Source organism: Burkholderia sp. MR1-5-21 (assembly GCF_053427715.1).
In genome coordinates, this window is record NZ_JBSAXD010000002.1 from 274,890 (window position 1) to 289,428 (window position 14,539).

At 67.0% G+C, this 14,539-nt stretch carries 16 protein-coding genes, 1 tRNA gene and 1 pseudogene; 9 read left to right on the forward strand and 9 right to left on the reverse strand.

The features are described from left to right. Positions 1-8: 8 nt before the first annotated feature. Entirely contained in the window at positions 9-1,166 is a 1,158-nt protein-coding gene (ssuD, locus tag ACV229_RS03800) for an FMNH2-dependent alkanesulfonate monooxygenase (protein ID WP_448081788.1), read from the reverse strand. Between the two features lie 338 nt (positions 1,167-1,504). Here ssuD and ACV229_RS03805 point away from each other — a divergent pair, with 338 nt between their 5' ends. Then, a complete protein-coding gene (locus tag ACV229_RS03805) occupies positions 1,505-1,933 on the forward strand; it encodes a hypothetical protein (protein ID WP_448081789.1) in 429 nt (142 codons plus the stop codon). A gap of 154 nt (positions 1,934-2,087) precedes the next feature. Here ACV229_RS03805 and ACV229_RS03810 read toward each other — a convergent pair whose 3' ends face one another. Genes ACV229_RS03810 through ACV229_RS03820 form a run of 3 tightly spaced genes read right to left on the reverse strand, consistent with a single transcriptional unit; the run spans position 2,088 to position 4,101 of the window. Continuing rightward, the gene (locus ACV229_RS03810; protein ID WP_448081790.1) at positions 2,088-3,230 is read right to left on the reverse strand and encodes an enoyl-CoA hydratase/isomerase family protein; all 1,143 of its coding nucleotides are present in this window, start codon (positions 3,228-3,230) and stop codon (positions 2,088-2,090) included. Between the two features lie 31 nt (positions 3,231-3,261). Further along, positions 3,262-3,600, reverse strand: coding sequence for a DMT family transporter (locus ACV229_RS03815; protein ID WP_448081791.1), 339 nt, complete (start codon positions 3,598-3,600; stop codon positions 3,262-3,264). A 3-nt stretch (positions 3,601-3,603) separates the two neighbouring features. Continuing rightward, positions 3,604-4,101 carry a heme-degrading domain-containing protein gene (locus ACV229_RS03820; RefSeq protein ID WP_448081792.1) on the reverse strand — a complete coding sequence of 166 codons (498 nt, stop codon included), beginning with the start codon at positions 4,099-4,101 and terminating at the stop codon, positions 3,604-3,606. A 187-nt stretch (positions 4,102-4,288) separates the two neighbouring features. On the opposite strand from ACV229_RS03820, the gene ACV229_RS03825 reads away from it, so the two are divergent. The 3 genes from ACV229_RS03825 to aat all read left to right on the forward strand — a co-directional run bounded on the left by ACV229_RS03825 (position 4,289) and on the right by aat (position 5,869). Continuing rightward, positions 4,289-4,365: transfer RNA gene (locus ACV229_RS03825), tRNA-Met, on the forward strand. A gap of 183 nt (positions 4,366-4,548) precedes the next feature. Beyond that, positions 4,549-5,094 (forward strand): NUDIX hydrolase, encoded by a 546-nt coding sequence (locus tag ACV229_RS03830; protein ID WP_448081793.1) that lies wholly within the window; start codon positions 4,549-4,551, stop codon positions 5,092-5,094. 10 nt (positions 5,095-5,104) lie between these two features. Continuing rightward, entirely contained in the window at positions 5,105-5,869 is a 765-nt protein-coding gene (aat, locus tag ACV229_RS03835) for a leucyl/phenylalanyl-tRNA--protein transferase (protein WP_448081794.1), read from the forward strand. A gap of 16 nt (positions 5,870-5,885) precedes the next feature. Here aat and ACV229_RS03840 read toward each other — a convergent pair whose 3' ends face one another. Continuing rightward, positions 5,886-6,053 carry a hypothetical protein gene (locus ACV229_RS03840; protein ID WP_448081795.1) on the reverse strand — a complete coding sequence of 56 codons (168 nt, stop codon included), beginning with the start codon at positions 6,051-6,053 and terminating at the stop codon, positions 5,886-5,888. 529 nt (positions 6,054-6,582) lie between these two features. Here ACV229_RS03840 and ACV229_RS03845 point away from each other — a divergent pair. From ACV229_RS03845 to ACV229_RS03865, 5 genes and pseudogenes are all read left to right on the forward strand, one after another. Then, a pseudogene (locus ACV229_RS03845) lies at positions 6,583-6,705 on the forward strand (leucyl/phenylalanyl-tRNA--protein transferase); the annotation flags it as partial. Positions 6,706-6,738: 33 nt separating this feature from the next. After that, entirely contained in the window at positions 6,739-7,569 is an 831-nt protein-coding gene (locus tag ACV229_RS03850) for an arginyltransferase (RefSeq protein WP_448081796.1), read from the forward strand. 164 nt (positions 7,570-7,733) lie between these two features. Continuing rightward, positions 7,734-8,771 carry a quinone-dependent dihydroorotate dehydrogenase gene (locus tag ACV229_RS03855; RefSeq protein WP_448081797.1) on the forward strand — a complete coding sequence of 346 codons (1,038 nt, stop codon included), beginning with the start codon at positions 7,734-7,736 and terminating at the stop codon, positions 8,769-8,771. Positions 8,772-8,870: 99 nt separating this feature from the next. Then, entirely contained in the window at positions 8,871-9,665 is a 795-nt protein-coding gene (locus ACV229_RS03860) for a cystine ABC transporter substrate-binding protein (protein WP_448081798.1), read from the forward strand. 121 nt (positions 9,666-9,786) lie between these two features. Continuing rightward, the gene (locus ACV229_RS03865; protein ID WP_448075611.1) at positions 9,787-10,479 is read left to right on the forward strand and encodes an amino acid ABC transporter permease; all 693 of its coding nucleotides are present in this window, start codon (positions 9,787-9,789) and stop codon (positions 10,477-10,479) included. A gap of 57 nt (positions 10,480-10,536) precedes the next feature. Here the strand turns inward: ACV229_RS03865 and ACV229_RS03870 are convergent, their stop codons facing one another. From ACV229_RS03870 to ACV229_RS03885, 4 genes are all read right to left on the reverse strand, one after another. Further along, complete coding sequence (locus ACV229_RS03870; protein WP_448081799.1) at positions 10,537-11,523, reverse strand: Gfo/Idh/MocA family protein; 987 nt, start codon at positions 11,521-11,523, stop codon at positions 10,537-10,539. 113 nt (positions 11,524-11,636) lie between these two features. Beyond that, positions 11,637-12,353 carry a FadR/GntR family transcriptional regulator gene (locus ACV229_RS03875; protein WP_448081800.1) on the reverse strand — a complete coding sequence of 239 codons (717 nt, stop codon included), beginning with the start codon at positions 12,351-12,353 and terminating at the stop codon, positions 11,637-11,639. A 262-nt stretch (positions 12,354-12,615) separates the two neighbouring features. Next, positions 12,616-13,311 carry a ribose-5-phosphate isomerase RpiA gene (rpiA, locus tag ACV229_RS03880; protein ID WP_448081801.1) on the reverse strand — a complete coding sequence of 232 codons (696 nt, stop codon included), beginning with the start codon at positions 13,309-13,311 and terminating at the stop codon, positions 12,616-12,618. A 96-nt stretch (positions 13,312-13,407) separates the two neighbouring features. Continuing rightward, on the reverse strand, positions 13,408-14,283 hold the full coding sequence (locus ACV229_RS03885; protein ID WP_448081802.1) for an N-acetylmuramoyl-L-alanine amidase: 876 nt from the start codon (positions 14,281-14,283) through the stop codon (positions 13,408-13,410). Positions 14,284-14,539: the final 256 nt, after the last annotated feature.

The following is a 14,539-nucleotide window of genomic DNA, read 5'->3' on the forward strand; positions in this document are numbered from 1 at the left end:
CCTTTCGCTCAGCTCTGGCTCGCCTTCGGCAGGTAGCTGTTGCCGACGATCTCGCCGAACGGGCCGGACAACGGACCGGTCGCCTTCGCAGCGCCCTGCCCCTTGATCAGCGGGAACACGAGCTCGGCGAAGCGATACGACTCCTCGAGGTGCGGATAGCCCGACAGGATGAACGTCTCGATGCCGAGCGCCGCGTATTCGCGCATCCGCGCCGCGACCTGCTCCGGATTGCCGACGAGCGCGGTGCCCGCGCCGCCGCGCACGAGACCGACGCCCGCCCACAGGTTCGGATACACCTCGAGCGCCTCGCGGCCGCCGCGCTTGCCGCCGTGCAGCGCGGCCATGCGGCGCTGGCCTTCCGAATCCATGTTCGAGAATGCCTGCTGCGCGCGCGCGATCGTGTCGTCGTCGAGCCGGCTGATCAGGCGCTCCGCGTCGCGCCACGCCTCGTCTTCGGTCTCGCGCACGATCACGTGCAGGCGGATGCCGAACTTGATCTCGCGGCCGCGTTCCGCCGCACGTGCCCGCACGTCGGCAATCTTCTTCGCGACGGCCTCGGGCGGTTCGCCCCAGGTCAGATAGGTGTCGATGTGATCGGCAGCAATCGCATGCGCGGCCGGCGACGAGCCGCCGAACCACAGCGGCGGGTGCGGACGCTGCACCGGCGGATAGAGCGCCTTGCCGCCCTTCGACTGCAGGTGCTTGCCGATATAGTCGAAGCCGCCGTTGTCGTGCGACGCGGACAGCAGCCCGCGCCAGATATGCAGGAAGTCGTCGGTGATCGCGTAGCGCGTGTCGTGATCGGCGAACAGGCCGTCCCCTTCGAGTTCGGCGGCGTCGCCGCCCGTCACGACGTTGATCAGCAGGCGCCCGCCGGACAGCCGGTCGAACGTGGCGGCCATGCGCGCCGCAAGCCCCGGCGACGCGATGCCGGGCCGCACCGCGACCAGGAACTTCAGGCGCTGCGTCGCCGGTATCAGGCTCGACGCGACGACCCACGCATCCTCGCAGGAACGGCCGGTCGGCAGCAGCACGCCCTCGTAGCCGAGCGTGTCGGCCGCGACCGCGACCTGCTTGAAATAGTCGTAATCCGCGGCGCGCGCGCCTTCTGCGGTACCGAGATAGCGGCTGTCGCCGTGCGTGGGGATAAACCAGAACACATTCATCTGCTGCTCCTGCGGACTGTCCTTGCCAGAATTGAGATAAAACGCGGCCCTGCTCGCGCAGCGGTGGAGCGGCGCATGCATGGTGCGGGTTCGAATCGGGGTGGCTTGCCGGTCAGCCGCGCGGCGGGCAAATACGCAATAGCGCGGCTGTTTCTGGGAAATCAGTCTAGGGATCGGGGGTGGGCTTTGGAACGATTTTTTTGAGCTTAGGTTTTCCGCTTTCGTGATTAGCACGACGCTGCAGCGAATATCGCGGCAAGCGCCCCTATAATGACGCACCATTCCGAACAATTCCGCGCGAACGGCCTTGGCCATGCGCGCTTGCGGTGCACTCATCGATGCAGAAAGTCATCCTGCCGTTCCTGTCCGGCTTCCTGGCCGCCCTCTTCTTCCGCGAAGCGACGCTCGCGCTGCTGCACACCGCCGACCTGATCGCCGCGGCCGGTTTCTCGACCACGCCGTTCGCGCCGCTCGGCATTCCTGAATTTGTCGCGAACGCGCTGATCAGCGCGTGCTGCGCGATCCCGATGGCGTGGCTGCTGCGCGTGTCGCCGGAACGCGAAGCGCCGTGGATCGGCGCGCTGGTGTTCGGCGGGATCGTCCTGACGGCCGCGCGCGTGTTCGCGATCGATCCGCTGCGCGGCATCTGGCCGTCCGGCAACATGCTGCCGGTGCTCGCGGTCGGCTTCGCGGCGAACGCGATGTGGGGCTGGGGCTCGGTCGTGTTCATGCGCGCGTTCATGTCCGACGACGCCGGCGAGGACTGACGGGCGCGCATCACGCAAACGCCACCGCGGCGCTCGACGGATCGACTTCCGAAAACGGCACGGCCGCCTGCATCTGCAGGCGGCCGTGCCGTTTTGCTTCACCGCTTCGCGAGACCGGAACGCGGCAGCAACCGTCGCTGCCCGCCCCGATGCGTCAGTCCTTCAGATTCCGCAGAGGATGCGTATCCGGCGTCCACGGGCTGTCGAACATTGCCAGCACGTCCGCACGACTGACGTCCGCAATCGATTTGAAGCGCCAGACCGGTTGCTGGTCCTTGTCGACGATCAGCGCACGCACGCCTTCGATCACGTCGCCGTGCGCAAACGTCGAGCGCGTCAGGTCGAGATCGCGCCGCAGGCAGTCGGCCATCGTCGCGCCGCGCGCGCGCTCGATCAGTTCGAGCGACACGGCCATCGACAGCGGCGACAACTGGCTGCGCATCGCATGCGTGGCCTTCTCGACCCACGCGTCGACGGCCACGCAATCCTGTTCCGCATCGAGCGACGCGAGAATCGCAACGAGATCGGGCTGCGCGAAATGCCGGTCGATGCCGGCGCGCGCGTCGGCAAGCGACGACGTATCCGGCGTCGGCACGACCTTGTGCGCGGCCGCCGCCGCGGCGACGCACTCGACCGCCTGCGCACCGCTGTCGAAGCGCTCGTGGCGCAGCGCGTCGAGCAGCGCCGGCAGCGCGGCGTCGGGCACGTAGACATCGGCGAGCTGCGCGTACAGCGCCCCCGCCGCGTCGAGGGTCGCGCCGGTCACTGCGAGATAGCGGCCGATCGCGCCAGGCGTGCGCGCGAGAAACCAGCTCATCCCGACGTCGGGAAAGAGGCCGATGCGCGTCTCGGGCATCGCCATCTTCGTCGAATCGGTGACGACCCGCAGCCCGCCCGCATGCCGCGCGGCCTGCGAAATGCCCATGCCCCCGCCCATCACGACACCGTGCATCAGCGCGACATACGGCTTCGGATAGGTGAAGATCGCATGGTTCAGCGAGTATTCTTCGATGAAGAACGTATCGACCGCGTCGCGGTCGCCGCGCTGCCACGCGTCGTGGAAGAAGCGCACGTCGCCGCCTGCGCAAAACGCACGCGCGTGGGGACTGTGCACGACGACCGCAACGACCTCGGGATCGTCGCGCCATGCGTCGAGCGCCGCATGCATCGTGCGGATCATGCCGACCGACAGCGCGTTGAGCGCCTTCGGGCGGTTCAGTTCGAGAAAGCCGATACGGTTCGCCACGTAGGCGCGCACGTCGGGCTCGGTGGAATCGATGGCAGTGGAATCGGTCATGGATGACATCCGGCGGGTAGCGGACGCACGCTCAGTGCGCCTGCATCTTCGAGAACAGGTTCAGCACGACGACACCCGCGACGATCAGCGACAGGCCGATCACCGCCGGCACGTCCGGCACCTGACGGTACAGCAGCATCGCGACGAGCGTGATCAGCACGATGCCGGCGCCCGACCACACCGCATAGATGATGCCGACCGGCATCGTCCTCAGCGTCAGCGACAGGCAATAGAACGCGGTGGCGTAGCCCGCGACGACGAGCAGCGACGGCCACAGGCGCGTGAAGCCGTCCGCCGCGCGCAGCGCGGACGTGCCGATCACCTCCGCGACGATCGCGATCGCCAGCCATGCGTAACCCGGGATCTGCATCGCTCAGCTCCTTGCGAGCGCGAGCGCCGCGTAGTCGGCACCGAGTTCCGCGCACAGCACCTCGACGACGAACTCGTGATCGGCGCGTTGTGGCAGCCCCGATACGGTCACCGTGCCGATCACGCCTGCCCCCGCGACCGTCAGCGGAAACGCGCCGCCATGCGGCGCGTATTCGGTCGACGGCAGCCCGTGCTTGTCCGCGAGCGTGGTGCCGGCCTGCTGCATGCGCAGCCCGATCGCATACGAGCTGCGGCGGAAATGCGCGACGACGTTGCGCTTGCGGCGCACCCAGTCCGCGTTGTCGGGCGTCGCGCCGTTCAGCGCCGCGAAGAACAGCGACTGGCCGAACGTGCCGATGTCGATCGCGACTGCATGGCCGCGCGAAGCGGCAAGCGCGTGCAGCCGGCTGCCGAGCGCCCAGGCGCGAGCAGCATCGAATTGGGGAAAGACGAGCGCCTGTTCCTGCGCGCCGATCGATTGCAGATCGAGAGCGATATCCATGAATCCGTCAGAGCGAAAAAGTAGACGCAGCCGATGCCGCTGCGATCGCGCGCAACCGTGCTGCATGAGTGACGACACAAACCGCTCGATTCTAGCGCACGGGTTGCCGTACCGGCCCCGCAAGCCAATTGTCAAAAAGTGCTTGCACGCGTTCGGGTATGTCCATATAATTCAATCTTTCGACGGACGCGGGGTGGAGCAGTCTGGCAGCTCGTCGGGCTCATAACCCGAAGGTCGTAGGTTCAAATCCTACCCCCGCAACCAAGCGTCCCGATTCATGCAGAAAGCCCGGCCCAAGCGCCGGGCTTTTTGTTTTTCACGCGCCGTTCCTTCGCCGCTGCAGCCCTTCCGCCCGGTCACGCGTGCGCCAGTACGCGCGCGACGCCACCGTTCGAGAATGCCCGTCTCGGGTGATACACTCGCAACACCTCGTCCCTTCCATTCGACATGAAATTCTGCTCCGTCTGCGGTCACGAAGTCATTGCGCGCATCCCTCCGGGCGACAACCGCGAACGCTTCGTCTGCGATCACTGCGGCACGATCCATTACCAGAACCCGCGCAACGTCGTCGGCACGGTCCCCGTGTGGGGCGAGCAGGTGCTGCTGTGCCGTCGCGCGATCGAACCGCGCTACGGTTTCTGGACCCTGCCGGCAGGCTTCATGGAGATGGGCGAGACGACGGCCGAGGCCGCCGCGCGCGAGACGCTCGAGGAAGCGGGCGCGCGTGTCGAGGTGCAAAGCCTGTTCACGCTGCTCAACGTGCCGCACGTGCACCAGGTACATCTGTTCTACCTGGCGCGGCTCGTCGACCCCGGCTTCGAGGCCGGCGAGGAAAGCCTCGAGGTGAAGCTGTTCGACGAGGCCGACATTCCGTGGGACGAGATCGCGTTCCCGACCGTCAGCCAGACCCTGCGATTCTTCTTTGCCGATCGTGCCGCCGGCGACTACGGCGTGCATACCGGCGACATCTTCCGCTCGCTGCGCAACGGCTGAGCCGCGACCCATGGTCCCCTGGCTCGGCCCGGACGATCCGTTTCCGCCCGTCGAACGCGCGCTCGGCCCGGCGACCGGCGCACCGGGCCTGCTTGCCGCCAGCGCCGACCTGCTGCCGTCGCGCCTCATCGACGCGTACCGGCACGGCATCTTCCCGTGGTATTCGGACGGCCAGCCCGTGCTGTGGTGGAGCCCCGACCCGCGCATGATTCTCGCGCCGGCAGAATTCAAGGTGTCGCCGTCGCTGAAGAAAACCCTGCGGCGCGTGCTGCGTGAACCGGCGTGGGAAGTGCGCGTCGACCACGATTTCGCGGGTGTGATGCGCGCGTGCGCTCAGGCGCCGCGCCGCGGGCAGCGCGGCACGTGGATCACCGCGGAGATCATCGACGCATACACGTCGCTCTACCGCGCGGGCAACGCGCACAGCATCGAGACCTGGCGCGACGGACGGCGCGTCGGCGGGCTCTACGGCGTCGCGTTCGGACGGATGTTCTTCGGCGAATCAATGTACGCGGACGAGACCGACGCGTCGAAGATCGCGCTGGCCGCGCTCGTCGCCCACCTTCGCGACTGCGGACTGGAGATGATCGATTGCCAGCAGAACACGTCGCATCTGGCGTCGCTCGGCGGCCGCGAGATCGCACGCAAGGCCTTCGTCGCTCACGTGCGCCGCGCAGTGGCTGAACCGCCTATTCCGTGGCAGTTCGACAAGCACGTGCTCACCGCGCTGGCGAGCCGCAGCGAGCCGGCGGCCCCGGCCGGAAACGTGCGCTAGCGCGCCACGCCATTCGTCAACTTCCCGCGGTGGTCGTGGACTTGCCCTTATGGATGACCTCGACGCGGCACTCGCCCGGCCACGCCACACACACCTTGAAGTCGATGAATCCGAACGTGTGCAGCAGCATCAGCAGGACGGCGATGCCGCCGATCAGCGAAACCGTGGTGCTGGCGGTTTTCACGTCAGCCCGCCGCTTGTCAGGTCATGATCCCGGCGGGTCGCGTCGATTCGGCGGAATCCGGTCGGCATGTCGCCGCGCCAATCCGCGAACCCGAATGCGGTCATTCGGCAGGCGGTCTGGACACGCGTGCCGACTTCGTCGACGAACTCCCAAATGTATTCCCACGTCGGCATGGCTGCAGCGAAATACTGTATGAATATACAGCATAACACGACAGCCGCCTGATCGAACCCCTTTGGGGCGACGGCGGAGTGCGTCGAAGGCGAAAATCGTTGTCGAGACACCAGCAGCCGATCGTCGGATCCGGACGGGGTGCCATGGCCTCACCCCAAACCGTCTCTGTCCGACCGGAAGGTGTCCCCCTTATTCTTGGCTGGTGGCGCCCGTTCGATGAGCCTATTGTTGAATCTGGACATGATGCATTTAGCCCCCTTTTCATGTTAATTTTCCTGTAGCCGGTTTCGTGACCATCTGGCGGGAAATTCGCCAAAAGTCGAAACACAAGCCATTGATTGATAACAGTTTTTGTGGGCGGTCGATGATGAACTGCCAGCAGAACACGTCGCATCTAGCGTCGCTCGGCGGCTGCGAGATCGCCGCGCTGGCGGGCCGCAGCGAACCGGCGGGCCCCCTTTCCGGGTTCGGGCGCTAGCGCGGCACTCCATCCCTGCATCGAGAGCTGCCCATGACTCACCCGACTGAGCTGCCGCTTTCACCGCTTTCGGCGCTGCAATTCTATGCAACGGCGCCCTACCCGTGCAGCTATCTGGACGGCCGCATCGCGCGCTCGCAAGTCGCGACGCCGAGCCACCTGATCAACTCCGACATCTACACCGAGCTCGTCAAGGCGGGCTTCCGTCGTTCCGGCGTGTTCACCTACCGGCCGTACTGCGACGGCTGCCGCGCGTGCGTGCCGGTGCGCGTGCCGGTCGCGGCGTTCGCGCCGAACCGCACGCAGCGGCGCATGTGGAAGCGGCATCGCGCGCTTGTCGCGACGGTATCGCCGCTGCATTACGACGAGGAGCACTACGCACTTTACATGCGCTACCAGTCCGCGCGCCACGCGGGCGGCGGCATGGACCGCGACAGCCGCGACCAGTACGAGCAGTTCCTGCTGCAGAGCCGGATCAATTCGCGCCTCGTCGAATTCCGCGACCTCGACGCGCCGGGCGGCGAACCCGGCAAGCTGCGCATGGTCAGCATGATCGACATCCTCGGCGACGGGCTGTCGTCCGTCTATACGTTCTTCGAACCGGACGATCTGCACACGAGCTACGGCACCTACAACATCCTCTGGCAGATCGAACAGGCGAAAAGCCTCGGCTTGCCTTACGTGTATCTCGGCTACTGGATCCGCGAGAGCCCGAAGATGGCGTACAAGGCGAACTTCCATCCGCTCGAAGGCCTGATCGACGGCCGCTGGAAGGTGCTCGATCCGGAGCGCGTCGACCTGCCGCCCGTCGACGCGGCGCTCGCACGCGCGCCGCTGCCAGGCGGACACTCCGGCGCCGGCTGAGCACGTCTGCGCGCCTCTGCGACCGGGCACGACGCGCGTTCGCGCGCCGGCCGCCGCCTCGTCGGCCCAGCCGGCGAAGCGCGTGCCAAGCGAAGCGAGCCCCGGCCGCTCAACTCCCGGTAAAATAGCGGGTTGTCATCATTCTGGCTGTCCGCCCACTCGCCGTGTTCAGTTCCCTCTATCCGCTGGCCCGCGCATCCCTGTTCAAGATGGATGCGGAAGACGCTCACCACCTCACGCTGCGCGCACTCGGCGCGGCCGGCCGCACCGGCCTCGCCTGCGCGCTGTCGGCCCGCGTGCCCGATGCGCCGCGCACCGTGATGGGGCTCACGTTCCGCAATCCGGTCGGCCTCGCGGCCGGTCTCGACAAGGACGGCGCGGCCATCGACGGCCTCGCGGCGCTCGGCTTCGGCTTCATCGAGGTCGGCACCGTCACGCCACGCCCGCAGCCCGGCAATCCGCGGCCGCGCATGTTCCGGCTGCCGCAGGCCGACGCGCTGATCAACCGGATGGGCTTCAACAACAGCGGCGTCGACCAGTTCGTGAAGAACGTCCAGGCCGCCCGCTACCGCGGCATCCTCGGCCTGAACATCGGCAAGAACGCCGACACGCCGATCGAGCGCGCCGCCGACGATTACCTGTATTGCCTCGAGCGCGTCTATCCGTTCGCAAGCTACGTGACGATCAACATCTCGTCGCCGAACACGAAGAACCTGCGCCAGCTGCAGGGCGCGGGCGAACTCGACGCGTTGCTCGCGGCGCTCAAGGACAAGCAGCAGCGTCTCGCCGACCTGCACGGCAAGCTCGTGCCGCTCGCGCTGAAGATCGCGCCGGATCTCGACGACGAGCAGGTCAAGGAGATCGCCAACACGCTGCTGCGCCACAAGATCGAGGCCGTGATCGCGACCAACACGACGCTGTCGCGTGCCGCGGTGCAGGGCCTGCCGCACGCGGACGAGGCCGGCGGCCTGTCCGGACGGCCGGTGTTCGAGGCGTCGAACGAGGTGATCCGCAAGCTGCACGCCGAAGTCGGCAGCGCGGTGCCGATCATCGGCGTCGGCGGCATCTTCTCCGGGGAGGACGCACAGGCGAAGCTCGCGGCCGGCGCGTCGCTGGTCCAGCTGTACACGGGGTTCATCTATCGCGGCCCGGCGCTCGTCGCCGAATGCGTGAACGCCGTCGCCCGTCAGCGCGCGTCGTAATATAGGAATAAACAAACGATATTTAGAGGCCGATTGCATTTTTGCTATTATCGGCCTCGATTCGGAATCATTGGCCCGATCCGGGCAAGGAAACAGACAATGAAAACTACGCTGCTGAAGAAACTGCTGATCGTCGGCCTGATCGGCGCGTCGCTCGCCGCGGCGACCGCGCACGCGGCCGACCTCCTCGACCAGGTCAAGCAACGCGGCACGCTGCGTGTCGGCCTCGAGGGCACGTTCCCGCCGTTCAACTCGAAGAACCCGCAGGGCGAGCTGGTCGGCTTCGACGTCGACATCGCGAAGGCCGTCGCGGCGAAGCTCGGCGTGAAGCCCGAATTCGTCACGACCGAATGGAGCGGTATCATCGCCGGCCTGCAGGCAGGCAAGTTCGACGTGATCGTCAACCAGGTCGGCATCACCGACCAGCGCAAGCAGACGCTCGACTTCTCGCCGGCGTACACGTACTCGTCCGCGCAGCTGATCCAGCGCAAGGACGACACGCGTGAATTCAAGTCGCTCGAGGACCTGAAGGGCAAGAAGCTCGGCGTCGCGCTCGGCACGAACTACATGGACATGGCGAAGTCGGTGCCGGGCATCGATGTGAAGACCTATCCTGGCGCGCCCGAATACCTGCGCGACCTCGCAGCCGGCCGGCTCGACGCGGCGCTGAACGACCGCCTGATGCTCGCGTACCTGACGAAGAACTCGCAGTTGCCGCTGCGCCCGGGCGCGAACGTCGGTTCGGCGAACCCGTCGGGCATTCCGTTCAAGAAGAACAATCCGAAGTTCCAGAAGGCGATCGACGATGCGATGACGCAGCTCGAAGCCGACGGCACCTTCGCGAAGATCTCGGACAAGTGGTTCGGCATCGACGTGACGAAGCCGGTCAAGTAAGCACGCAGACATTGCCCGCCTGACGCGGGCCGGAAAGGGCGGCATCCGTCACGATGCCGCCCTTTGTTTTATTCGTCCGGTTTATGATTGCGCTTTCGCGCACGCATCCGATCAGCATTTCATGTCGACCACTTCCCTGCTCGTCCAATCGATGCCGGTGCTCGCCCAGGGCGCCGTGCTGACCGTCAAGTTCGCTGTCCTGTCGATGGTGTTCGGCCTCCTCGGCGCCGTCGTGCTGGCGATGATGGGCATCCGGCAGAACGACGGGCTCGCCGGCTTCGAACGCTTCGCCGTCAACGCGCTCGCGGCGCTCGCGCGCGCCTATGTCAGCGTGATGCGCGGCACGCCGCTGCTCGTCCAGATCTTCGTGATCTACTACGGCCTGCCGAGCCTCGGCATCTCGCTCGACCCGACGCCCGCGGGCGTCATCGCGCTGTCCGCGAACGTCGCGGCTTACATGTCCGAAAGCATGCGCGGCGCGATCAACGGCATCCACCGCGGTCAATGGCTCGCGTCATACAGCCTCGGGCTGTCGTGGGGGCAGACGCTGCGCTATGTGATCGGCCCGCAGGCGCTGCGCATCGCGGTGCCGAGCCTGTCGAACAGCCTGATCAGCCTGATCAAGGACACGTCGCTCGTGTCGGTGATTACCGTCACCGAGCTGCTGCGCAGCGCGCAGGAACTGATCGCGTCGACCTACCAGCCGCTGCCGCTGTATCTCGCCGCGGCCGCCGTGTACTGGGTGCTCTGCCAGATCCTCGAATGGGTGCAGCGCTGGTATGAACGGCGGCTGTCGCTGCCGGCGCGGCACTGACGCGTCAGGCGCCACGTCGCCGAGCCCGGCCGGCAGCCGCGGCTCGGCCGGCCCGCTTCATTCCCCCGGATAGCGCACGCCGAGCGCCGTGCGCGCCGCATCCGTCATCGCGATCATCTGCCGCGAGTGGTCGTGCGTCATCACAGGGCTTTCCAGCGCACCCGCCCGCAGCAGATCGCAGAAATGCGCGGTCTCGTAGTTGAGGCCGCCGCCGTCGAACGGCTCGTCGAGCTCGACCACGCGTCCGTCCGCATAGCAGATCGTCGCGCGCGCGGGGTTCCACCATTTCTCGTGAATCGTCACGTGCCCGCCCGTCGCGGCGAGCAGCGCGTCGCCGCGCCCCATCACGTCGAGCCCGCAAAAGAGCTGCGCAATGCCGCCACTCGCGTGGCGGCTGTTCAGGCTCGCGAACACGTCGACACCCGTCGCGCCGACGCGGCCGAGCGTCTGCACGTCGAGCGGCGCGCCGAGCCAGTCGACCGCGAGAAACGTCTCGTAGATGCCGATATCGAGCAATGCGCCGCCCGCGTGTTCGAGGCGGTACACCGGATGATCGCCCGGCACGCCCGACGACGCGCAACCGGCCCGCACGAGCCGGATCTCGCCGATCGGATCGTCGCGCAGGTGCGCGCGCAGCCTCCGGTACAGCGGATAGAACGGCGGTTTCATCGCTTCCATGAACAGCCGGCCGGCTTCGCGCGCCGCGCGCAGCACGGTCTCGAGCTGCGCGGCATTCAGCGTCGCGGGTTTTTCGCACAGCACGGCCTTGGCGGCCGCAAGCGCCGCCCGTGCAAAATGTGCGTGGCTGTCATGGAGCGTCGCGATGTAGATCGCGTCGACGTCGCTTTCAAGCAGCGCGTCGACACTGGCGAAAGGCGTGCCGCCGTGGTCGGCGCAGAACGCTGCCGCGGCGTCCGCGCGGCGCGCCCAGACGCCCGCGAGCGCGGCGCCGGGTACATGCGCGAGACATTGCGCGAAGCGGCGCGCAATGCTGCCCGCGCCGACGATGCCGAAGCGCACCGTCCGTGTGTCGAGGTCGTTCATCCGGATCATCCGTGTCGGTCGTATCACGATGGCCGACACCTTGCCGGCCGGCCGTCATGATAAACGGCAAGCCGGCAACCGGACGAGCAGGGACAAGCGGAACGTGCGCGAGATCAGGCGCGCACGGGCACGTCGACGGAGAAATCCCGGGAGATCTCGTCGGCGCTGTAGTCGATCAGCGCGAGCGACGCGGCCTCGGCTTCGCGCGGATCGCGGCGTTCGATCGCCTCGACGACGCGCGCATGCGCTTTGACCGCGACCTCATGCGCGCCTTCCTTCTTCACGACGCGCGGGTTCACGAGCCGTACCGCGCCGCGCACGATCGCCGCCATCTGCTGGAAGAACTGGTTGCCGCTCGCATGCACGATCCGCGTATGCAGCAACTCGTCGGCCGCATCGTAGCCGGCATCGCCCGGCTGCAGCGCCTTGAACGCCTCGAACGCCTCGCGGATGCCGGCCACGTCGGCCGCGCTCGCGCGCACGGCCGCCTGCGCGGTCGCCCGCGGCTCGATCAGCATCCTGAATTCGATCACGTCGCGCATGAACTGCGGATCGGGTTTCGCCCGGAACCGCCAGCTCACGACATCCTCGTCGATCATGCGCCAGTCGCGCATGGGCCGAACGCGCGTACCGACTTTCGGACGGACGTCGAGCATGTCGCGCGCAAGCAACATCGACAACGCTTCGCGCATCACCGTGCGGCTCACGTCGAATTCCTTCGACAACACATCCTGCGGCGGCAGGATGCCGCCGTACTTGTCCTCGACGATGCCTGCGACAAGCCCATCCATCACTTTGGCGACCAGTGACCGGTCTTTGCCCTGCTCCATGACACCTCCCCGTGCGTCTATTTGCGAACACCTGCTCCGCAGTTCCGCCGGCCCTGGTTACGACTGTTCTTATGATCTATAAGTTGATGAGTTTCGGGCCCGTTCCGCTATCTGGTAAACACCTGACAGGGTTATCCCTCTTTTCGGTTGGGGGAGATTTATACGGCTTCAAAAAAAGCCCGGGAAGCGCTTTGCGCTTGCCGGGCCGTGTTTCTGCAACATTCAAATCTTGCCGTGCGTTACGCACTGCTTTTCAATTCTTTCAGCGGGCAGGATAAACGATAGTCTCGACGCCGCTGTCCGTGCCGAGCAAGCACAGGTTCGCGCCGCGCTGCGCGAACAGGCCGACCGTCACGACGCCCGGCCATGCGTTCACCTGGGCCTCGAAGCCGCGCGGATCGGCGATCTGCAGCCCCTTCACGTCGATGATCTCGTTGCCGTTGTCGGTGATGTACGGCGCGCCGTCCTTCGTCACGCGCAGCACCGGCACGCCGCCCGCCGCCGTCACGCGCCGGCCGATCGCGGTGCGCGCCATCGGCACCACTTCGATCGGCAGCGGGAAGGCGCCGAGCACCGGCACGCGCTTGCTCGCATCCGCGATGCAGACGAACGTGTCGGCGACCGACGCGACGATCTTCTCGCGCGTCAGCGCGCCGCCGCCGCCCTTGATCATCGCGCCGCCCGCATCGATCTCGTCCGCGCCGTCGACGTACACCTGCAGCGACTCGACGTCGTTCAGGTCGAACACCGGAATCCCGTGCGACTTCAGGCGCTCGGTCGTCGCGATCGAGCTGGACACCGCGCCGCGGTAGCGCGACTTGACCGCGGCGAGCGCGTCGATGAAGCAGTTGGCGGTCGAGCCGGTGCCGACGCCGATCACCGCGCCTTCCGGCACGTTCTGGATCACGTAATCGGCCGCGGCCTGGCCGACGAGGCGTTTGAGTTCGTCTTGAGTCATGGGAGGGTGATGCTCTGCGATTGCGGAAAACCGCCAGTTTACCGGAGTCGTGCGACCGTCAGCACGTTTCCGGCGTGCGCCGCGGCGTCGACATGCTCAAGGCGCGCCGCCGGCCGCCCCGTCGTCCGCCGGCGCCTGCCCGGGAAAGTACTTGTCGAGCAGCGCCTGCGCGATCGCGTCGGATTCCGCGTCCGGATTGCCCGCATGGTCCGACGGCCGGAAATGCATCTGGAATGCGGCGAACACGCGGCGCGTGCGCGCGTCGAGCACGCCGTCCGTCGGCACGTCGTAGCCGTAGCGCGCGAGCTCGAGCTGCAGCTGGCGCACGTCGACGCTCGCATGCGGATCGCGTCCGGCCAGACGCGCGGCGACCGTCGCGTCGTCCGGCCACGCGCCGACGCCGGCCTGCGCGAGCGCCTGCCACGGGAACAGCGGCCCCGGATCGATCTTGCGTTGCGGCGCGATGTCGCTGTGCCCGACCACGCGGGTCGGCGGGATCTGGTAGCGCGCGACGATGTCCTTCGACAGGCGGATCAGCGCGTCGACCTGCTCGGGCGGATACGGCTGCCAGGTGCGCCCTTGCGGCGTGTCGGTCGGGCCGCCGTTGACGTTCTCGATGCCGATCGACGCCGCGTTCAGTTCCGTCGCGCCCTGCCACGCACTGACGCCCGCATGCCACGCGCGCTGCGCCTCCGGAACGAGCTGATAGACGACCGGCTTGCCCGATTCGATGCGCGGCTGCGCCGGCACGAGATAATGCGCACTGACCGCGTCCCCCGTCAGCGTGCGCAGCGATTGCGCTTCGCCGCTTTCCGTGTAGTGCATCACGAGGAAGCGGATCCGCGAATCGGCGCCCTGCGCGTGATGGCTCGTATCCGCATAGTAGGTGCCGCGCCCGACGAGCGACGGGGACGTGCACGCGGCCAGCAGGCACAGGCCGGCGCATAGCGCGCCGCGATGGAAAAGTCTCATCGATCGATATCCGGACAGGTGGTGCGGCCGTGCCGCCCCGTCATTCTAGCCAGTCCGTTGCGCACGTGGCCTTCCGCGGCCCGCGCTGCGTCGATGCGCCCCGCCGTCCGGCGCGGCCGCACCGGCGCCGGGCCGCTAAAATCGCCTGTGTCATGCAGGTCATCCCGCGACAATCGGCTTCCGTTGCCGGGCCGGGCGGCGACGTGAAGACCCATGAACCGATGCGCGTGAGAGCCGCGACACTGAGAGAACCATA